Source organism: Streptomyces parvus, from assembly GCF_014648875.1.
Lineage (GTDB): Bacteria > Actinomycetota > Actinomycetes > Streptomycetales > Streptomycetaceae > Streptomyces > Streptomyces parvus.
On the sequence record NZ_BMRY01000001.1, the window covers coordinates 1,176,621 to 1,195,430 of the forward strand.

Sequence of the window (18,810 nt, forward strand, 5' to 3'; positions counted from 1 at the left end):
TCCTCATTCCGGGCGCGGTCCGGCCGTGCTGCGCGTTAGCCTCCGTCGATGACTGCCGATACCCGCCCGGTAACCGTCCTGTTCGAGGCCGACAAGCTGATCCTGGAGCTGCACCACGACGCGGAGGGCGCGTACCACGCCTTTCCCGGCGCGCACTCCGGTGCCGCTGACGCACCGCGCGTCGCGCTGTCCCTGGAGGAGGCCCTGCACGCCCGCATCCGGCCCGCCGGGACGGCGGAGACGGTCCTGCGGACCTGGGCGGAGGGCGCGGCGCCGCAGGGCCCGGTGGCCCTGGTCGACCCGGCGGCGGTTCCGCCGGTACGGGTACGGGCCGGGGCGGTCGTCATCCGTGAGGGGGCCGTGCTCCTGATCCGCTTCGAGGAGGACGGCGGCCCGCTCTACGAGATCCCGGGCGGCGGGGTCGAGGAGGGCGAGACGCCGGAAGAGGCCGCCCTGCGCGAACTGGGCGAGGAGACCGGTCTCGGCGGAACGGTCGGCCCCCGGATCGCCCGGGTCTGGAAGGACGGCCGGCACGAGCACTACTTCCTCGTGTCCGCGACCGGCGAGGTCGGCCCGCCCGAGACGCTGGACAACTACGGCGGCACCCCGGTCTGGGTGCCGGTGGACCGCCTGCCCGCCACCCCGCTGTGGCCCCGGCGGCTCTCCTGGCGCATCGAGCACTGGCACCGGACGGGGTGGCCGGAGCGCCCGGCGGAGCTGGCCGACTCCATCACGGAGCTGGGGCCGGCGTGCGGGTGGTGAGAGGCAGGCCTCGCGGCCGGCGAGAAGCGTAGATTCGACAGCGGACGCTCCGGCACGCCTGACGAGATGGGCAACGCCGTCTGCGAGCGAATCAAGGAACGGGCCGCACGCCGTTGATCACCGTCACCGACGCCTGAAGGCAGAGCCGCGCGGGCTTCACGTCTCGCGGCGGCCCGTTCGGCTGCGCACCGCGCCGATGCTCGCCCCGATGACCAGGGCGATGGCGAGGGCGTCCGTCGTGGAGAGGGCCTGGTCGAGGATGAGGAAGCCCGCACCGGCGGCGATGGCCGGCTCCAGGCTCATCATCACGGCGAACGTGGGCGCGGGCAGCCGGCGCAGGGCCATCAGCTCCAGGGTGTACGGGAGCACCGAGCTGAGGACCGCCACCGCCGCGCCGAGCGCCACCGTGGACGGGACCGTGAGCTTCGCCCCGGACTCGATGATGCCGAGCGGCAGCGAGAGGACCGCGGCGACCACCATCGCCAGCGCGAGCCCGTCCGCCTGCGGGAAGCGGCGGCCGGTGCGGGCGCTGAAGACGATGTACGCCGCCCACATCGCCCCGGCCGCCAGGGCGAAGGCCGCGCCGAGCGGGTCGAGGCGGTCGAAGCCGCCGCCGCCCAGCAGGACCACGCCGACGAGGGCGAGCCCGGCCCACAGGACGTTGATCAGGCGGCGGGAGGCGAAGACCGAGAGGGCGAGCGGGCCGAGCACCTCCAGGGTGACGGCGATACCGAGCGGGATCCGGTCCAGCGCCAGGTAGAAGAGCGTGTTCATGCCGCCCATCGCGACACCGAAGGCCAGCACCGTGCCCCAGTCGGCGCGCGAGTGGCCGCGCAGCTTCGGGCGGCAGATCACCAGCAGGATCAGCGCGGCGGCGGCCAGCCGCAGGGTGACGACGCCCAGCGCGCCCGCCTTCGGCATCAGCAGCGCCGCGACGGCCGAGCCGAACTGGACGGACAGGCCACCGGCGATCACCAGGGCGATCGGCGCCAGCGCCGCCCGGCGGTCGGCCCAGGACCGTCCGGTGCCTTCGAGCGCCGTCACCGCTTCGGGTACGGCGACGGTTGCGGCGGCCGGTTCGGCGGCGCTGCGCTGGTCGTTCACGGGGGCCTTCCGGGAGAAGCGAGTAGGTACAGTGCAATGCACTGGGCGGTACAGGATGAGAAACCCTGTCCGCCACGGGTTTCCCTTCACGGTAAGGACGCCCGCGCGTTCCGTGAAATGCCCGTCACGCTCTCGTTATGCTTCCCGCGCATGAACGAGGAACCCTCCCCCGGCCGCCCCGTGGAACTCCGGCATCTGCGGGCCTTCCTCGCGGTCGCCGACGAGCTCAACATCACGCGCGCCGCCGCCCGCCTCCGGCTGACCCAGCCCGCCGTGTCCCGCACCCTCGCCGCGCTGGAACGGCACCTCGGGGTCCGGCTCGTCGACCGTTCCACCCACCACCTCGCCCTCACCCCCGACGGCGTCGCCTTCCGCGACAAGGCCGCCACCGCGGTCGCCGCCTTCGACGAGGCACTCGACTCCGGGCGGCTGCGCACCTGGCCACTGCGGCTCGGGCACGCCTGGTCCGCGTTCGGGCCGTACACCACACCGCTGCTGCGGACCTGGCAGGAGCGGTTCCCGGGCACCCCGCTGGAGCTGCTCCGGATCGACGACCGCACCGCCGGGCTGACCCGGGGCGAGGTCGACGCGGCGCTGCTGCGCGGTCCTGTGGACGCGCCGGGGCTGGTCGCCGAGGTGCTGTTCACCGAGGTGCGGGTGGCGGCGGTGACCGCGGACGGGCCGCTCGCCGCGCGCCCCTCGCTCGAACTGGCCGATCTCGTGGACGGCCCCGTCGTCCTGAACACCGTCTCCGGCACCACCACCGTGGACCTGTGGCCACCGCACGCCCGCCCGGCCGCCACCCTCACGGTCGGCAACACCGACGACTGGCTCACCGCCATCGCCGCCGGCCGCGGCAGCGGGGTGTCCACCGCGTCGACCGCGGAGCTGCACCCGCACGCTGGGGTCGCCTACGTCCCGCTCGACGATGCCCCGGGCGTCCCGGTCCTGCTCGCCCGCCGGGACGCCCCCGGGCACCCGAAACTCCCCCAACTCGTTTCGCTGGCCCGGGAGATCATCGCCCGGGACCCGGCTCGCCGACCCCCGGAGCGGGCTCCGGGAGAGCCTCCGCGATGACCTCCGCCAGGTGCCGGGCCCGCCGCCCGGCCAGCTGGTCGAGCTGCGTGCGGCAGGAGAAGCCGTCCGCGAGGAGTTCCGTCCCGGGCTCCGCCTCCCGTACGGCGGGGAGCAGCCGCTCCTCCGCGCAGGCGACGGACACCTCCCAATGGCCTTTCTCGAAGCCGAAGTTGCCCGCGAGTCCGCAGCAGCCGCCGCTGAGTTCGCCGGTCAGGCCCAGCCGTTCACGCAGTCGCCGCTCCGCCGCGTCGCCGAGGACCGCGTGCTGGTGGCAGTGCGTCTGGCCGGCGGCCGGCCGGTCCAGGCGCGGCGGCGTCCAGTCGGGGGCGTACTCCTCCAGGTACTGGGCGAACGTCCGCACGGCCGAGGCAAGTTCGGCGGCGCGCGGGTCGCCGGGGAGGAGTTCGGGCAGATCGGTGCGGAGGGTGGCGGCGCAGCTCGGCTCCAGGACGACGAGCGGCTCGCCGGGGAAGAGGTCCAGCCGGTCCAGGGTGCGGCGCATCACCCGGCGGGCCGCGTCGAGCTGGCCCGTCGACACGTAGGTGAGGCCGCAGCACAGGCCGGGGACGGGCGGCGGCAGCACCGTACGTCCCGTCGCCTCCTCCAGGACCCGCACCGCCGCCCGGCCCACCTGCGGGGACAGGTGCTCGGTGAAGGTGTCCGCCCAGAGGTGCACCACCCGGCTGGCCGAGAGGATCCGGGTCCCGCGCCCCTGCCTCCGGCGCAGCCACCGGCTGTACGTCTCGGTCGCCAGCACCGGGATCGTCCGCTCGGGTGCGATCCCCGCCAGCCGCTTCGCGAGCGCGGCGAGCGGGCGCAGCCGGGCGAGGGCGTTGAGCGGGCGGGCGAAGGGGCGCGCGAGGCGCAGCCACTGCGGGAGGCGGCCCATCGCGTAGTGGGCGGCGGGCCTGAGCCTGGACTTGTAGTGGTGGTGCAGGAACTCCGCCTTGTACGTGGCCATGTCGACGCCCACCGGGCAGTCGCTGCGGCAGCCCTTGCAGGACAGGCAGAGGTCGAGCGCGTCCCGGACCTCCGTGCTGCGCCAGCCGTCCGTGATGACCTCGCCCGCCAGCATCTCGTGGAGGAGCCGGGCCCGGCCCCGGGTCGAGTGGGCCTCCTCCCCCGTCGCACGGAAGGACGGGCACATGACGCCCGCGCCGCTCGCCTCCTCCGTACGGCACTTGGCGACGCCGACGCAGCGGCGGACCGCGCCCGCGAAGTCCCCGCCGTCCTGCGGATAGCCGAACTCCACGTCGACCGGGCCCTTCGGGAGGACCGCGAAGCGCAGGTTCGTATCGAGGCGGTCCGGGCGGGCCAGCATCCCCGGGTTCAGGCCGCCGTCCGGGTCCCACAGGTCCTTGAACCGGCCGAAGAGGGCGACGAGTTCGTCCCCGTACATCCGGGGCAGCAGCTCCGCGCGCGCCTGCCCGTCGCCGTGCTCGCCGCTGAGGGAGCCGCCGTGCGCGACGACGAGGTCGGCCGTCTCCTCGGAGAACCGGCGGAAGCGGGCCACCCCGGCCTCGGTGATCAGGTCGAAGTCGATGCGGACGTGGATGCAGCCGTCGCCGAAGTGGCCGTACGGGGTGCCCCGCAGGCCGTGTTCGGCGAGGAGCGCGCGGAAGTCGCGGAGGTACGCGCCGAGCCGGGCGGGCGGGACCGCGCAGTCCTCCCAGCCGGGCCAGGCCTCTCCCCCACGTCCGGCTGCGCTCCCGCGGGAGGTGCCCCCCTCGTCGGGCATCCGGGTCGCGGTCCCGGCGGCGTCCTCGCGGATCCGCCACAGCGCCCGCTGCCCGGCCGGGTCGGTGACGACGGTCCCGTCCACCGCGTCGGCCGCCCGCAGGACGCGTTCGGCGTGGGCGCGGGCCTCGGCCCCGGTGGCCCCGCCGGTCTCGACGAAGAGCCAGGCGGCCCCGCGCGGCAGCAGCCCGGCCGGTTCGCGTACGAGGTCGGCGGCCATGCCCTCGACGGTGAGCGGGCCGTACGGGAGGAGGCCCGGGGCGGCCTCGGCGGCGGCGGACTCGTCGGCGTACCCGAGGACGGCCAGGGCGCGGGCGCGCGGCGCTTCGACCAGGCGCACGGTGGCCTCAGTGACGACGCCGAGGGTGCCCTCGCTGCCGCAGAACGCCCGGACCGGGTCGGGGCCGCCGGGGTGTTCGGGGAGCAGCGCGTCGAGGGCGTACCCGGAGATGCGGCGCGGGAGGTCGGGGTAGCCGGTGCGCAGGAGGGCGAGGTGGGAGGCGACGAGTTCGCTCACGCCCGGGGGGCCTTGGGGTGCCCCCGCCCCGCGTGCGCCGGCGCTCGCCGGGCCCGTGCCGCTCCCCTGTTCCAGCCGCAGCGCCTCACCCCCGTACCGGACCACCGACAGCCCCCGCACGTTGTCCGCCGTCGTGCCCCAGGCCACCGAGTGCGCGCCGCAGGAGTTGTTGCCGATCATCCCGCCGAGGGTGCAGCGGCTGTGGGTGGACGGGTCGGGGCCGAAGGTCAGTCCGTGGGGTGCGGCGGCGGCCCGCAGATCGTCCAGGATCACGCCGGGCTGGACGACGGCCGTGCGGGCGGCGGGGTCCAGGTCGAGGATCGTCCGCAGATGGCGGGTGAGGTCGAGGACGAGGCCGGTGCCGGTGGCCTGTCCGGCGATGGACGTGCCGCCGCCGCGCGGGACGACCGGCACCCCGTACTCCTGGCAGACCATCAGCGCGGCCGCGACGTCGTCGGCGTCGCGCGGGGCGAGCACACCGAGGGGGACGCGGCGGTAGTTGGACGCGTCCATCGTCGTCAACGCCCGGGCGGCGGGCCCGAAGTCGCTCGTGCCGCGCACGGCGGAGCGGAGCGCGGCGACGAAAGCCGGGGAGGCCGCGGGAGCACGTGATGCCGCGGGAGCACGTGACGCCGTGGCAGACGGTCCTGCGGGCGGTCCGGTATGCGGTCGATGTTGTTCGGCCATTGCTTCAGCATGCCGCCGGTACAGATGAACTCTTGGGATGCGCACGGATGAAAGTGCACAAGCCGCGCAAAAAAGCCCACAAGATCTTCCCAAACAGACCGTCAAGTCTCCTATAGTGACCAAGACTTGCGCAGGAACTATCAGTTCCAGTTGTGCAGGATCGCCCGCACCCGTGACGAAGTGTCCTGAATTCGCCGCACCAGCACCGCCCGAACCGCCCTACTGCCCCACCGCCCTGCCACCCCGCACCGTCCGCCACCGAGGACTCCGATTGCGCCCCTCACACCGGCCCACCGCTCTCGCCCTGCTGATATCGGCAGCCGCAACCGGCACGCTGACCCTGTGGGCCGTCGCCGCCGCCCCTGACACGGTACGGACCCCGCTGGCCTGGGGCGCGGGCGCGGCCGCCGTGCTGCTGAGCGTCTGCGTGGCCGTCACCGTCCACACCCTGGGGACCGCGCGGACGCTGCGCACCCTGCGGGCCGCCGACGCCCAGCGGTTCACCTCCGAGACCTCGCGCCTGGTCTCCGCCTCCGCCGTCGAGGCCCAGCGCTTCACGGCGGAGACGGCCCGGATCAAGGGCGCCGCCGCCTCCGAGACCTCCCGGCTCGTCGCCGAGGCCCGCGCCGAGAACGAGCGGATCGTCGCGGCGGCCGCCGCCGAACAGGCCCGTCTCCACCTCAGCATCGACCGCCTGACGGCCCGTGCGAGCCGCGCCGAGACCGAGCGCTCCGCGGCCGTCGCCGCCTGCGCCAACGCGGCGGGCCGGATGCAGGCCCTGTCCACCAGCATGCTGGCCGACCTCCGCGAGATGGAGCACCGGCACACCGACGAGTCCGTGCTCGGGGACCTGCTCCACCTGGACCACCGCACGGCCCAGGCGGGCCGTCTCGCCGACTCCATCGCCGTGCTGACCGGGGCCCGTTCCGGCCGGCGCTGGGCGAAGCCGATCGTCATGGAGTCGATCCTGCGCGGCGCGATGGGCCGGATCGGCAGCTACCAGCGGGTGCGCCTCCACTCCACCAGCGATGTCTCCATCGCCGGTCACGCGGCCGAGGGCGTCATGCACGCGCTCGCCGAACTCCTCGACAACGCGGCGAACTTCTCGCCGCCCACCGCCGAGGTGCACGTGTACGTGGAGGAGGTCCCGGCGGGCATCGTCATCACCGTGGAGGACAGCGGGCTCGTCATGAGCGAGGTGCAGCTGCGCCGCGCCGAGCGGGCGGTCTCCGCCGACCACCAGAACCTCACCAACCTCTCCGGCACCCGCCTCGGACTCGCGGTCGTCGGCCGGCTGGCCCGTAAGCACGGCCTCACCGTCTCCTTCCGGCCGTCCGCACGCGGCGGCACGGGCGCGCTGATGATGCTCCCTCAGGAGCTGATCTCCCGCGCGGTCGCACCGGCCCCGGCACCGGCGACGGCTGCACCGGCGGCACCTGTGGCAGCGACCGCGCCGACGGCCCCGGCAGCCACACCGGCCCCCGCGGACACCGCCCCCGCCGTCGAACTCCCCGCCGAGCCCGAGCCCTCGCACTCCTCGGCCGCCGGACCGGACCCCGCCGATGCCGTGCCCGCGGCCCGGTCCCTCGACGCGGACGACGCCTCCACGCCCCTGACCCCGGCGGCGGAGCCGGAGCCGGAGCCGGAGGCTGTCCCCGAGTCCGGCTCCGAGTCCACCGGCAGCGTGCCCGAGTTCGGCGAGAGCGGCCTGCCCAAGCGCCGCCGCGGCCGGACGCTGGCCGCCGCCGAAGCCCGTACCGGCAACGCCGCCCCCGGCGGAGCCGACACCCCCCGGGCCCGTACCACCGACCCGAAGGTCCAGGCAGCGCGCTTCAGCACCTTCAGCAAGGCGGTACGAGCCAACTCCCCGCACCCGGAAGGCAACACCCGATGACCGCGACCACCGACGAGAAGCTCAACTGGCTGCTGGAGGGGCTGCTCGACCGCACCCCCGGTACCCGCCACGCCCTCGTCCTGTCCCGCGACGGCCTCAAGCTGTGCCGCACCCCCGAGCTCTCCGTCGACCAGGCCGACCAGCTGGCCGCCATCTCCGCCGGGATCCAGAGCCTGTCGCACGGCGCGTCCATCGAGTTCGGCGACGGCACCGGCGGCGTACGGTCCGCGATGGCCGAGTTCTACGGCGGCGTGCTGTTCATCGTCGAGGCGGGGGCCGGGGCCCACCTGGCCGTCGTCGCCGACGAGGACTCCGACGTGGGCCTCGTCGGACACAACATGAGCGAGCTCGTCGAGCAGCTCGGCGAGCACCTCGTCGCGCCGCCGCGCGAACCCGCCGAGGTCCCGGCCGTATGACGACGGCGCCCCGCCCCCGACCGGGCCGCGACGACGATCCGGACCGGCTGTACACCCTCACCGGGGGCCGCAGCCGGTCCGACTCCGCCGCCTTCGACCTGGTGACGCTCGTCGTCGCCGAGTGCGACCCGTCCCCGGGGATGCAGTCCGAGCACGTCTCGATCCTGCGGATGTGCCAGGGCCCCACCGCCGTCGTCGAGATCGCCGCGAGCCTGAACCTGCCGGTCAGCATCGTCCGCATCCTGCTCTGCGACCTGCTCGACACCGGCCGGATCAGCGCCCGCCACCCCCGTACAGCCCGTGTCGCGGACCGGCTCCCCGACCCCGACATCCTGGAACAGGTGCTCGTTGGACTCCGCAACCTCTGACCGCGCCACCCTGAGCTCCACCGCCGACAACGGACTCAAGATCGTTGTCGTGGGCGGCTTCGGCGTCGGCAAGACCACCATGGTCCGATCCGTGAGCGAGATCCGTCCGCTCAACACGGAGGAGACCATGACCCGCGCGGGCGAGGCCGTCGACGACCTCGACGGCGTCCACGCCAAGACGTCCACCACGGTGGCGTTCGACTTCGGCCGCATCACGCTCGACGAGCGCTCCGTGCTGTACCTCTTCGGCGCGCCCGGACAGGAGCGGTTCTGGTTCCTGTGGGACCGGCTGTTCTCCGGCACGCTCGGCGCGGTCGTCCTCGTCGACACCCGCCGCCTCGCCGACTCCTGGTACGCCATCGACCGCCTGGAGCACCACGGCACGCCGTTCATCGTGGCGTGCAACGACTTCGGCGGCCCGCTCCACAGCGAGCAGCAGATCCGGGAGGCCCTGGACCTCTCCGAGGACGTACCGCTGGTGGAGTGCGACGCGCGTGACCGGTCCTCCAGCAAGTACGTGCTGATCACGCTCGTCGAGCATCTCGCCGCGCTCTCCGCCGCCCGCCTCCAGGCCGCCGGGACGACCGCCTCCGCGGCGGCCGCGCCCACGGCGGCCCTGGCGGCGGCCGGCCCGACCCCGGAGCCCGCCCCGTGACCACTGTCTCCGGCTGCCCCGTCACCCACACCTCCGTCCCGCTGTCCGGGCCCCGCTTCCAGAGCGACCCCGTCCAGCTCTACCGGGACCTGCGGCGCGACCACGGGGCGATCGCCCCGGTCGTCCTCGACGGCGACGTCCCCGCCTGGCTCGTCCTCGGCTACCGCGAACTGCACCAGGTCACCGGCGACCCGGTCCTCTTCAGCCGGGACTCCGACCTGTGGAACCAGTGGGACCGCATCCCCGACGACTGGCCGCTGCTGCCGATGATCGGCCGCAAGCAGAACTCGATCCTCTACACCGTCGGCGAGCGCCACAGCGTCCGGGCGATGATGATCAGCAACGCGCTGGAGGGCGTCGACCCGTTCTCGCTGAAGCGGTACGCGGAGGAGTTCGCCGACGAGCTGATCGACCGGTTCTGCACCAAGGGCTCGGTCGACATCATCGCGGAGTACGCCAAGCTGCTCCCCGCCCTGGTCCTGGCCAGGATCTACGGCTTCTCCGACGAGGAGGCGCACCCGCTGGTCGGCGCGATCAACGACATGATCGACGGCCGGGAGCGGGCGCTGGCCGGACAGCAGCACCTGGCCACGTCGATGTTCCAGCTGCTGGCGGACAAGCACGCCGAGCCCGGCGACGACGTCGCCAGCCGGATGATCGCCGACACCGGCGGCTTCACCGACGAGGAGGTCGCCCAGGACCTCATGGTGATGATGGCGGCCGGTCACCAGCCGACCGCCGACTGGATGGGCAACTCGCTGCGCCTGATGCTCACCGACGACCGGTTCGCCGCCTCGCTCTCCGGCGGCCGGCACAGCGTCGCCGAGGCCATGAACGAGGTCCTCTGGGAGGACACCCCGACGCAGAACGTGGCCGGCCGCTGGGCCGCCCGCGACACCCACCTCGGCGGCCGCCACATCCGCGCCGGCGACCTGCTGCTCCTGGGCCTCGCCGCCGCCAACGGCGACCCGCAGGTGCGCACCGACGGCTCGGCCCTGACCGGCGGCAACAACGCCTTCCTCTCCTTCGGCCACGGCGAGCACCGCTGCCCGTTCCCGGCCCAGGAGACCGCCGAGGTCATCGCCCGTACCGGTATCGAGGTCCTGCTCGACCGGCTGCCGGACGTGGACCTCGCCGTCCCCGCCGAGCAGCTCACCCGCCGCCCGTCGCCGTGGCTGCGCGGTCTGACGGACCTGCCGGTGCTCTTCACTCCCACCCCTGCCCTCGGGGGTGTCTGACAATTCCGCGCGGGCGGGCGACGCCCGGCACGGCACCTCGCGGCGTTGCCGAAAAGCCCTAGTAGCTCCGCTACGAGGACTCTCCGGCGCCTTGCGATGCACCGCACCTGACGCCGCCCGCTGATCCGCGCCGAATTGTCAGACACCCCCAAGCCGACCCGAAAGCCACGGAGGCCCCGCATGACCCGCATCGCGCTCGACCCCTTCGTCAGAGACCTCGACGGCGAGAGCGCCGCGCTGCGGGCCGCCGGCCCGCTGGCCGAGGTGGAGCTGCCGGGCGGTGTACACGTGTACGCGGTCACCCGCCACGCGGAGGCCCGCGCGCTGCTCACCGACAGCCGGGTGGTCAAGGACATCAACGTCTGGAACGCCTGGCGGCGCGGCGAGATACCGATGGACTGGCCGCTGATCGGCCTGGCCAACCCGGGCCGCTCGATGCTGACGGTCGACGGGGCCGACCACCGCCGGCTCCGTACGCTGGTGGCGCAGGCGCTCACGGTGAAGCGGGTGGAGCGGCTGCGGGCGGGCATCGAGGCGCTCACGAACGCGAGCCTGGAGAAGCTGGCGGCGCTGCCCGCCGGAGAGCCGGTCGACCTCAAGGCCGAGTTCGCCTACCCCCTCCCCATGAACGTCGTCAGCGAGCTGATGGGCGTGGACGCGGCGGACCACCCGCGGCTGAAGGAGCTGTTCGAGAAGTTCTTCTCGACGCAGACCCCGCCGGAGGAGGTCCCGCAGATGATGGCGGACCTCGGGACCCTCTTCACGAAGATCGTCGACGACAAGCGGGCGAACCCGGGCGACGACCTGACCAGCGCCCTGATCGCGGCCTCCGAGAACGGTGACCACCTCACCGACGAGGAGATCGTCAACACGCTGCAACTGATCATCGCCGCCGGACACGAGACCACGATCAGCCTGATCGTCAACGTGGTCGAGGCGCTCCAGACCCACCCGGAGCAGCGCAAGAAGGTCCTCAGCGGCGAGATCGGCTGGGACGGCGTGATCGAGGAGACGCTGCGCTGGAACACCCCGACCTCGCACGTCCTGATCCGCTTCGCGACGGAGGACATCGAGGTCGGCGACAGGGTCCTGCCGAAGGGCGAGGGCCTGATCATCTCGTTCGGCGCGCTGGGCCGGGACGAGGAGCAGTACGGCCCGACGGCGGGCGAGTTCGACGCCGCCCGTACCCCCAACCGCCACATCGCCTTCGGCCACGGCCCGCACGTGTGCCCGGGCGCGGCGCTGTCCCGCCTGGAGGCGGGTATCGCGCTCCCGGCCCTCTACGAGCGGTTCCCGGAACTGGACCTGGCGGTCCCGGCGTCCGAGCTGCGCAACAAGCCGATCGTGACGCAGAACGACCTGTACGAGCTGCCGGTGGAGCTGGGCTGCCCGTTCGGCGGCGACAAGAAGTAGGCCGCCGCGCACGGGGCCGCGGGCCGGAGCGCATGTCTCATCGGACGGACACGGTTGCGGAGCCGTGCCACCGAGGGACTACGCTCCGTCCCGTGGCCGACATCCAGATTCCCGCTGACACCAAGCCCGCCGACGGACGCTTCGGCGCCGGTCCTTCCAAGGTGCGGACGGAGGCGCTCGACGCGCTGGCCGCCACCGGCACCTCCCTCCTCGGTACGTCCCACCGCCAGGCCCCGGTCAAGAACCTGGTCGGCGAGGTACGGGACGGTGTGCGCGCGCTCTTCTCCCTGCCCGAGGGTTACGAGGTCATCCTCGGCAACGGCGGCTCCACCGCCTTCTGGGACGTGGCGACGCACGGTCTGATCGACTCGAAGTCCCAGCACCTGAACTTCGGCGAGTTCTCGTCGAAGTTCGCCAAGGCCGCGAAGCTCGCGCCCTGGCTGTCCGACCCCACCGTCATCGCCTCCGACCCGGGCACCCACCCGGACCCGCAGGCCGAGGCGGGCGTCGACGTCTACGCCTTCACCCACAACGAGACCTCGACGGGTGTCGCGGCGCCGGTCAAGCGCGTCGCGGGCGCCGACGAGGGCGCGCTCGTCCTGGTGGACGCCACCTCGGGCGCGGGCGGCCTGCCGGTCGACATCACCGAGTCCGACGTCTACTACTTCGCCCCGCAGAAGTCCTTCGCCTCCGACGGCGGCCTGTGGATCGGCGTGTTCTCCCCGGCGGCGCTGGAGCGCGCGGCCCGGATCCACGCCTCGGGCCGGCACGTCCCGGAGTTCTTCTCGCTGCCGACGGCGATCGACAACTCGCTGAAGAACCAGACGTACAACACCCCGGCGCTGTCCACGCTCTTCCTGCTGAACGAGCAGCTGAAGTGGATGAACACCCAGGGCGGCCTGGACTTCACGACGGGCCGCACGGCGGCGTCCTCGGGCCACCTCTACGGCTGGGCCGACGAGTCGAAGTACGCCACCCCGTTCGTCACGGACCCGGCGAAGCGCTCGCAGGTCATCGGCACGATCGACTTCGCGGACGAGATCGACGCGGCGGCCGTCGCCAAGGTGCTGCGCGCCAACGGCATCGTGGACACCGAGCCGTACCGCAAGCTGGGCCGCAACCAGCTGCGCGTGGCGATGTTCCCGGCGATCGACCCGGCGGACGTGCAGGCGCTGACGGCGTGCATCGACTACGTGATCGAGAAGCTCTAGCCCTTCGGTTCCGTACCGCTGTACGGCTGTACGGCTGTACGAAGACGGCCCGGCACCCACGTGGGGTGCCGGGCCGTTTCTGCATCACTCGACCGGGTGGCATATGCCAGAAGCGCGATCTGGGGCAATCCCGCCCTACGATGATGCTCTCGACACCAGCCCATTCCAGGAGGCCCGCAATGTCTGCAGCAGCAGTCGAGCACCCCTGTGACGATGAGCCGGAAACGCTGCTGGAAACGGCCAACCGTCTCGCCGAGCAGCTTCCGGGGCATCGCGTCGAGATCATCGGAGGCGTCATCACCGTGGCCCCACCCGCGGACGGCCCGCACGCACGCGCGCTCACCAAACTCATGCGCCCCTTCATCTCCGCAGGTCTCGATGACGGTGAGAGCGAAGTCCTCCAAGGCGTCGGCCTCTGGCTCCCCGGCGGCCCCCAGGACTTCGCGATCCCCGATCTGGCAATCGTCGACGCAGAGTTCGACGAGCACCTGCATGCGAACAACAGCTACGACCCCGCTTGCTTCCGACTCGTCCTGGAAGTCACCTCCGGGAACTACCAGAACGATCTCCGCAACAAGGTCACCGCCTACGCCCAGGCCAAGATCCCGGTCTACGTCATCGTCGACCGCAAGCACGGCCGGGTCCACGTCCTGACCGAGCCGCTCCCCGCCGGCTACGACCGCCACGAGGTCTACGCCCCCGGCCAGCAGGCCCCGCTGCCCGCCTCCATCGGCGCCGAAGTCTCCCTGGACGTCGACGAGATCGTGCGGGCGGGCAGCCCGAAACGTTGAGGCGCCGGCGGGGTCACGCCGCTGCCAGCACCGCCCGCAGCGCGGCTATCCCCGCCAGCCACTTCTGGTCCGCCCCGGCGTCCGCCCACAGGTCCAGCGGCTCGGCGTTCTTCGCGGTGAGGCGGTCCAGTGCGCGGACGGCCAGCGGGCGCAGATCCGCGGGGAGCGGCGGCAGGGGGTTCTTCGGGCCGTACGGCGTGGTGACGGGGTCGCCGCCGGGGCACTGGGCCGCGACCAGCGCGGCGGCGGCCACCGCCTCTTCCCCGCCGTCCACGTAGTCCTCGGGGCCCGTGCCCGCGACGGCGGTCAGGACGTCCCGGAGCACGTCCGCCTTCTTCTCCGCCTCCGCGTCGTCGACCCGGCCGCCGAAGTCTGCGGCGGTGTCGTTGTCGAAGTGGCCGATGTCCCAGGCGCCCATGGGATCCCCCTCAATCCGTGTGCCGACCGGTCCGCGCCGGTCAGTCCGTCGTGCTGATGTCCCCATCCTCACAGCCACCACTGACAACGGGCCTGCGCGCCAGCACGAACCCCTGCGGCGCCCGCTCCGGGAACGGCCCGTCCGTCTCGCGCTCCCGCCACACCCGGGACACCACTTCCAGGCCCGCCTCCCGCAGCAGCTCGGCGATCCTCTCCGGCTGCCGCCGGTGGAAGACGAGGGACACCTCCAGGCCCCACGCCTCCGTCATCCGCAACGGCTCGTCGCCGACCTGGAAGCCCAGCTGTACGTAGCCGCCAGGGGCGAGTACGCGGTGGAACTCCGCGAAGGCGCACGGCAGTTCCTGTCCGGGACGTGGATCGTCGAGTACCAGGCGAGCAGCCCGCCCAGCGACGCGACCGGCAGTTCGAGGGCGAGCATGGAGCCCACCTCGAAGCGCAGCCCTGGATGCTCCTGCCGCGCCACCGCGACCATCTGCGGGGAGAGGTCGATCCCGAACACGTCCAGTCCCCGGCCGAGTCCGTGGAGGTGTTCGGTCACCCGGCCCGTTCCGCAGCCGACATCGCGTCAGGCGGCATCCCGTCCGGCCAGGAGCTGCATCTCCCAGGCGAAGGCCACGCCCGAGGCGCCGCCGTGCTGGGCCTGCACCTCGATGGCCCCCGTGATCGTGTCCTCGCGGGCCCAGTCGCGCTGCCACTCGGCCATCACGGCCAGCCACGTGATCGGCACGACGCCCGCCTGGACCATGCGCCGCACCGCCATGTCGTGGGCCTCGGCCGACACGCCTCCGGACGCGTCGGTGACGGCGTAGACCTCGAACCCCTCGCCCGCGGCCTGGATGGCCGGCATCGCCAGGCATATCTCCGTCCAGAGCCCGGCGAGGATCAGCTTCTTGCGACCGGTCGCCCTGACGGCGTCGACGACGCGCTCGTCCTGCCAGGTGTTGATGAGCGTCCGGTCGATCGGCTCCTGGTCCGGGAACACGTCCTGGACGCCCTGGATCAGCCGGCCGCCGCGCTCCGCCAGCACCGTCGTCAGGATGGTCGGGACTCCGTACGCCTTGGCGACCTTGGCGAGCCCGACGACGTTGTTCACGATCATCGTCGGCTCATGGCTGTTCAGGTTGGCGAACTGGAACGGCTGATGGTCGATCAGCACCACGACGCTCTCCTCGGGCGTCAGCAGCGCGTCGAGTCCGGCCTTGTTCGGTGCGCTCATGGGATTCCCCTCCACCATTTGGTTGATGTGTCATCCAACTTAGGCTGCGACGGTTGACGAGTCAACTACACCCTTGCGCGGGAGACTTGACGCGAACACCGAGGCTCCGGTGGTGACGCTCGGCGCGGCCTCGCTACGCTCCTTGCATGAACGCGACGCCTCGCTGGCTGAACCCGGAGCAGCAGGCCGCCTGGGACGGCTTCATCCGCATGCAGGAGAAGCTCATCGGACGGCTCTCACGCCGGGTCCAGGCAGATTCCCGTATGTCCCCCGCCGACTACATCGTGCTGGCCAAACTCACCGAGGCCGGCGGGCGCATGCGCTTCATGGACCTGACCAAGCTGGTGGAGTGGGAGAAGAGCCGCATGTCCCACCAGGTGGCACGGATGGCCAAGCGCGGTCTTGTGGCCAAGGAGGAGTGCCCCGACGACGGTCGCGGGTCGTTCATCGTCGCCACACCGGCGGGCCGCGAGGCGATCGAGGAGGCCGCGCCCGTGCACGTCGAGCACGTCCGGCGGCTGTTCATCGACGCGCTCACCCAGGAGGAGCTGGACACCCTGGCCCGGATCTCGAACCGCGTCCTCGCCCACCTGGAGAAGCAGCCCGACTGACCGGGGTCAGGGTCAGCTGACCGGGGCGGACCCCGGTCACCTCTACGGCGCCGGGGGAGGCGTCACGCTCGCGGCCCACCGCCGCTCCCCGTCCTCCCACTCCTCGGTCGGCCCGAGGCCCGCCGCCAGCGCCACCGCGGCGGACGCGGCGTGGTCGGGGTGGATGTGGGCGACGAGTTCCCGGACGCCCCCGGCCGAGGCCAGGTGCGCCACCAGGCCCTGCGCCGCCTCGCTCGCGTAACCCCGGCCCTGCCAGGGTGTTCCGAGAACCCAGGCGATCTCCGCGCGCGACCCCCGTACGGTCGCCTGGACGTATCCGACGAGTTCACCGCCCGCCTCCCCGCCCGCCTCCCCGTCGCGGGCCGCGCGGACCCGGAGCACCCAGTTCCACCACCGCTCCCCCGGATCCGGCGACCCGGCGCACTGGCGCTCGTACCGGGCCCGCAGCGCGGCCGGGGCCGGCGGCTCGCCCCCGGTGAACCCGTACAGCGCCGGGTCCGCGAGGACGGTCGCCATCTCCTCGGCGTACGCCGGTTCGAGGGGAAGCGCGTCGAGGCGGGCGGTGGTGAAGGACGGCGGGGTGCTGGGCGGCGGGGCGGGAGTCGTCGGCACGCTGCCCGACCCTACGCGCCGCGCGTCCACCCCGACCGCCCCTTTCCGCCCTTCCGCCCTTCCGCCTTCCCGTCTTCCTGCCCTTCTCCGCGAGCCAGTGGCCGTTCAGCCCCTCACCGGCTCAGGCGCTCAGAGGCTCACCGGCTCAGGCGCTGGAAGCGGCGGACCGCCAGCGGCAGGAACACCAGCGTGATCACCAGCGGCCACACCACCGCCATCAGCACCGCGTGCTCCTCGACCCAGGTCCCGCCGCCCGCCACCGGGTTGCCGAACAGTTCGCGTGTCGCCGTCGCGGTCGAGGAGATCGGGTTCCAGGCCGCCACGAAGCCGAGCCAGTCCGGCATCAGGGACGGTGAGACGAAGGTGCTGGAGATCATGGTGAGGGGGAAGGCGACCGCGTACAGCCCGCCCGCCGCCTCCGGGGTGGGGACCAGCAGGCCGAGCCAGACGCCGACCCAGATCAGGCTGAACCGCAGCAGCAGGAGCAGTCCGAACGCCCCGAGCGCGCCCATCAGGCCGCCGTCCGCGCGCCAGCCGATCAGCAGCGCCGTGACAGCCAGGATGGTCAGTTCGGCGGCGGACACCACCAGGTCGGCCGCCCCTCGTCCGGAGGCGAACGCGGAGGGGACCATCGGCATGGACCGGAAGCGGTCGACGACCCCCTTCGAGGCGTCGGTGACGACGGCCACGGCGGTGTTCATGAAGCCCATGGCCATGGTCATGGCGAACATGCCGGGCATCAGGAACTCCCGGTAGTCCCCGCCCCCGGGCACCATCATCGCGCTGCCGAAGACATAGCCGTACAGCAGAAGGGAGAGGATCGGGAAGCCGAGCTGCCAGAGGATCGCGGCGGGCTGGCGCTGGTAGTGGGTGAGGGTGCGGCGGGTGATGTTCCAGCAGTCGACGACGGCCCAGTAGGCGTGGCGGTGGCCGCGGTCGGGACCGGGGCCGGGGTCGGAACCGTTTCCGGGGCGGCGTACGCCGGTCGTCGCGGGATTCCGTTCGAGTGTGGTCATGCCGCCACCTCCGGGGCGTCGTGGTTCTCGGTCGTACCGTGGCCCGTCAGCCGCAGGAACACGTCGTCCAGGCTCGGCCGGCGCAGCCCGATGTCCTCCACCGCGATGCCGTCGCCCTGGAGGCTCCGGGCCACCTCGGTGAGCGCGGCCACCCGGTCGGCGACCTGGGCGTGGACCCGGCGGGCGGGGGTGTCGGTGACGACGAGCCCGCCCCCGGCCACCCGGTCGACGGCCCACGCCACCGCTTCGAGGTCCCCCGGGTCGGCGGCGACGACCTCGATCCGGTCGCCGCCGACCCGGTTCTTCAGGGCGTCCGGGGTGTCGTCGGCGATGGCCCGCCCCCGGTCGATGACGGTGATGTGCGAGGCGAGGCGGTCCGCCTCGTCGAGGTACTGCGTGGTCAGCAGCACCGTCGTGCCGCCCGCCACCAGCGCCCGGACCGCCTCCCAGACCTCGCCCCGGCCGCGCGGGTCGAGCCCGGTCGTCGGCTCGTCCAGGAAGAGCACGTCGGGCTGGAGGATCATCGAGGAGGCGAGGTCGAGCCGGCGCCGCATGCCGCCGCTGTACTCCTTGGCGGCCTTGTCGGCCGCCTCGGTCAGGTCGAACCGGTCCAGCAGTTCCCCGGCGCGCTGCCGGGCCCGGCGGTTGCCCAGGTGGAAGAGGCGCCCGAACATCTCCAGGTTCTGCCGCCCGGTGAGACCTTCGTCGACGGCCGCGTACTGGCCGGTGAGCCCGATCCGGCTCCGTACGCGGCGGGGTTCGCGCGCCACGTCGATCCCGGCGACCTCGGCCCGGCCCGCGTCGTACCGCAGGAGGGTGGCGAGGACCCGCACGGCGGTGGTCTTGCCGGCCCCGTTCGGGCCGAGCAGGCCGTGGACGGTGCCGGGGCGGACGGCGAGGTCGAACCCGTCGAGCGCCCGCTTGCCGCCGCCCTTCTCTTTCCTGCCCTTGTAGCGCTTCACGACGCCCTCGGCGAGCACCGCGTATGCGGATGCGGACATGGCACAACCCCCTGATTCCGCCAGATTCCCGGCCGTTCGGCCGCAT

The 18,810-nt window shown here is 73.0% G+C and carries 18 protein-coding genes and 1 pseudogene; 11 read left to right on the forward strand and 8 right to left on the reverse strand.

Annotated features, from left to right (window positions below):
- Positions 1-48 precede the first annotated feature (48 nt).
- A complete protein-coding gene (locus IE140_RS05300; RefSeq protein ID WP_150196132.1) occupies positions 49-762 on the forward strand; it encodes an NUDIX domain-containing protein in 714 nt (237 codons plus the stop codon).
- Positions 763-918: 156 nt separating this feature from the next.
- Here the strand turns inward: IE140_RS05300 and IE140_RS05305 are convergent, their stop codons facing one another.
- A complete protein-coding gene (locus tag IE140_RS05305) occupies positions 919-1,866 on the reverse strand; it encodes an EamA family transporter (RefSeq protein ID WP_032777819.1) in 948 nt (315 codons plus the stop codon).
- A gap of 150 nt (positions 1,867-2,016) precedes the next feature.
- On the opposite strand from IE140_RS05305, the gene IE140_RS05310 reads away from it, so the two are divergent.
- Positions 2,017-2,943: a LysR family transcriptional regulator gene (locus IE140_RS05310; protein ID WP_093445664.1), complete on the forward strand. Its 927-nt coding sequence runs from the start codon at positions 2,017-2,019 to the stop codon at positions 2,941-2,943.
- Here the strand turns inward: IE140_RS05310 and IE140_RS05315 are convergent.
- Positions 2,882-5,884: an FAD-binding and (Fe-S)-binding domain-containing protein gene (locus IE140_RS05315; RefSeq protein ID WP_229826693.1), complete on the reverse strand. Its 3,003-nt coding sequence runs from the start codon at positions 5,882-5,884 to the stop codon at positions 2,882-2,884. The two genes, IE140_RS05310 and IE140_RS05315, sit on opposite strands and share 62 nt — an antisense overlap.
- A gap of 271 nt (positions 5,885-6,155) precedes the next feature.
- Between IE140_RS05315 and IE140_RS05320 the strand changes: the two genes are divergently transcribed.
- The 8 genes from IE140_RS05320 (at position 6,156) to IE140_RS05355 (ending at position 13,870) form a co-directional block, all read left to right on the forward strand.
- On the forward strand, positions 6,156-7,778 hold the full coding sequence (locus tag IE140_RS05320) for a sensor histidine kinase (RefSeq protein ID WP_150196128.1): 1,623 nt from the start codon (positions 6,156-6,158) through the stop codon (positions 7,776-7,778).
- Positions 7,775-8,194, forward strand: coding sequence for a roadblock/LC7 domain-containing protein (locus IE140_RS05325; RefSeq protein WP_006126641.1), 420 nt, complete (start codon positions 7,775-7,777; stop codon positions 8,192-8,194). Before IE140_RS05320 ends, IE140_RS05325 begins: the two co-directional genes overlap by 4 nt.
- A complete protein-coding gene (locus IE140_RS05330) occupies positions 8,191-8,562 on the forward strand; it encodes a DUF742 domain-containing protein (RefSeq protein ID WP_150196126.1) in 372 nt (123 codons plus the stop codon). The genes IE140_RS05325 and IE140_RS05330 overlap by 4 nt, the downstream gene beginning before the upstream one ends.
- The gene (locus IE140_RS05335) at positions 8,543-9,217 is read left to right on the forward strand and encodes a GTP-binding protein (protein ID WP_010071692.1); all 675 of its coding nucleotides are present in this window, start codon (positions 8,543-8,545) and stop codon (positions 9,215-9,217) included. The genes IE140_RS05330 and IE140_RS05335 overlap by 20 nt, the downstream gene beginning before the upstream one ends.
- A complete protein-coding gene (locus IE140_RS05340; RefSeq protein WP_150196123.1) occupies positions 9,214-10,455 on the forward strand; it encodes a cytochrome P450 in 1,242 nt (413 codons plus the stop codon). The genes IE140_RS05335 and IE140_RS05340 overlap by 4 nt, the downstream gene beginning before the upstream one ends.
- Before the next feature lie 180 nt (positions 10,456-10,635).
- Positions 10,636-11,868: a cytochrome P450 family protein gene (locus tag IE140_RS05345; protein WP_109179655.1), complete on the forward strand. Its 1,233-nt coding sequence runs from the start codon at positions 10,636-10,638 to the stop codon at positions 11,866-11,868.
- 92 nt (positions 11,869-11,960) lie between these two features.
- Complete coding sequence (gene serC, locus IE140_RS05350) at positions 11,961-13,079, forward strand: phosphoserine transaminase (RefSeq protein ID WP_150196121.1); 1,119 nt, start codon at positions 11,961-11,963, stop codon at positions 13,077-13,079.
- A gap of 179 nt (positions 13,080-13,258) precedes the next feature.
- Positions 13,259-13,870, forward strand: a complete 612-nt coding sequence (locus tag IE140_RS05355) for a Uma2 family endonuclease (RefSeq protein ID WP_150196119.1) — start codon at positions 13,259-13,261, stop codon at positions 13,868-13,870.
- A 13-nt stretch (positions 13,871-13,883) separates the two neighbouring features.
- On the opposite strand, the gene IE140_RS05360 is transcribed toward IE140_RS05355, so the two are convergent.
- From IE140_RS05360 to IE140_RS05370, 3 genes and pseudogenes are all read right to left on the reverse strand, one after another.
- Entirely contained in the window at positions 13,884-14,288 is a 405-nt protein-coding gene (locus IE140_RS05360) for a DUF4259 domain-containing protein (protein WP_150196117.1), read from the reverse strand.
- Positions 14,289-14,328: 40 nt separating this feature from the next.
- A pseudogene (locus IE140_RS05365) lies at positions 14,329-14,870 on the reverse strand (class I SAM-dependent methyltransferase); the annotation flags it as partial.
- Between the two features lie 3 nt (positions 14,871-14,873).
- Entirely contained in the window at positions 14,874-15,524 is a 651-nt protein-coding gene (locus IE140_RS05370) for a hydrolase (protein WP_032764258.1), read from the reverse strand.
- A gap of 146 nt (positions 15,525-15,670) precedes the next feature.
- Between IE140_RS05370 and IE140_RS05375 the strand changes: the two genes are divergently transcribed.
- Positions 15,671-16,135: a MarR family winged helix-turn-helix transcriptional regulator gene (locus IE140_RS05375; protein WP_006126629.1), complete on the forward strand. Its 465-nt coding sequence runs from the start codon at positions 15,671-15,673 to the stop codon at positions 16,133-16,135.
- Between the two features lie 42 nt (positions 16,136-16,177).
- Here IE140_RS05375 and IE140_RS05380 read toward each other — a convergent pair whose 3' ends face one another.
- The 3 genes from IE140_RS05380 to IE140_RS05390 all read right to left on the reverse strand — a co-directional run bounded on the left by IE140_RS05380 (position 16,178) and on the right by IE140_RS05390 (position 18,764).
- Positions 16,178-16,747 carry a GNAT family N-acetyltransferase gene (locus IE140_RS05380; RefSeq protein WP_150196115.1) on the reverse strand — a complete coding sequence of 190 codons (570 nt, stop codon included), beginning with the start codon at positions 16,745-16,747 and terminating at the stop codon, positions 16,178-16,180.
- 137 nt (positions 16,748-16,884) lie between these two features.
- Positions 16,885-17,763, reverse strand: coding sequence for an ABC transporter permease (locus tag IE140_RS05385; protein ID WP_150196113.1), 879 nt, complete (start codon positions 17,761-17,763; stop codon positions 16,885-16,887).
- Positions 17,760-18,764 carry an ATP-binding cassette domain-containing protein gene (locus IE140_RS05390; protein WP_150196111.1) on the reverse strand — a complete coding sequence of 335 codons (1,005 nt, stop codon included), beginning with the start codon at positions 18,762-18,764 and terminating at the stop codon, positions 17,760-17,762. Before IE140_RS05390 ends, IE140_RS05385 begins: the two co-directional genes overlap by 4 nt.
- Positions 18,765-18,810: the final 46 nt, after the last annotated feature.

Coding starts and splice junctions, on each gene's coding strand:
- IE140_RS05300 (WP_150196132.1), top strand. CDS start 49: ATGACTGCCGATACCCGCCCGGTAACCGTCCTGTTCGAGGCCGACAAG.
- IE140_RS05310 (WP_093445664.1), top strand. CDS start 2,017: ATGAACGAGGAACCCTCCCCCGGCCGCCCCGTGGAACTCCGGCATCTG.
- IE140_RS05315 (WP_229826693.1), bottom strand. CDS start 5,884: ATGGCCGAACAACATCGACCGCATACCGGACCGCCCGCAGGACCGTCT.
- IE140_RS05325 (WP_006126641.1), top strand. CDS start 7,775: ATGACCGCGACCACCGACGAGAAGCTCAACTGGCTGCTGGAGGGGCTG.
- IE140_RS05330 (WP_150196126.1), top strand. CDS start 8,191: ATGACGACGGCGCCCCGCCCCCGACCGGGCCGCGACGACGATCCGGAC.
- IE140_RS05345 (WP_109179655.1), top strand. CDS start 10,636: ATGACCCGCATCGCGCTCGACCCCTTCGTCAGAGACCTCGACGGCGAG.
- IE140_RS05355 (WP_150196119.1), top strand. CDS start 13,259: ATGTCTGCAGCAGCAGTCGAGCACCCCTGTGACGATGAGCCGGAAACG.
- IE140_RS05360 (WP_150196117.1), bottom strand. CDS start 14,288: ATGGGCGCCTGGGACATCGGCCACTTCGACAACGACACCGCCGCAGAC.
- IE140_RS05370 (WP_032764258.1), bottom strand. CDS start 15,524: ATGAGCGCACCGAACAAGGCCGGACTCGACGCGCTGCTGACGCCCGAG.
- IE140_RS05375 (WP_006126629.1), top strand. CDS start 15,671: ATGAACGCGACGCCTCGCTGGCTGAACCCGGAGCAGCAGGCCGCCTGG.
- IE140_RS05385 (WP_150196113.1), bottom strand. CDS start 17,763: ATGACCACACTCGAACGGAATCCCGCGACGACCGGCGTACGCCGCCCC.
- IE140_RS05390 (WP_150196111.1), bottom strand. CDS start 18,764: ATGTCCGCATCCGCATACGCGGTGCTCGCCGAGGGCGTCGTGAAGCGC.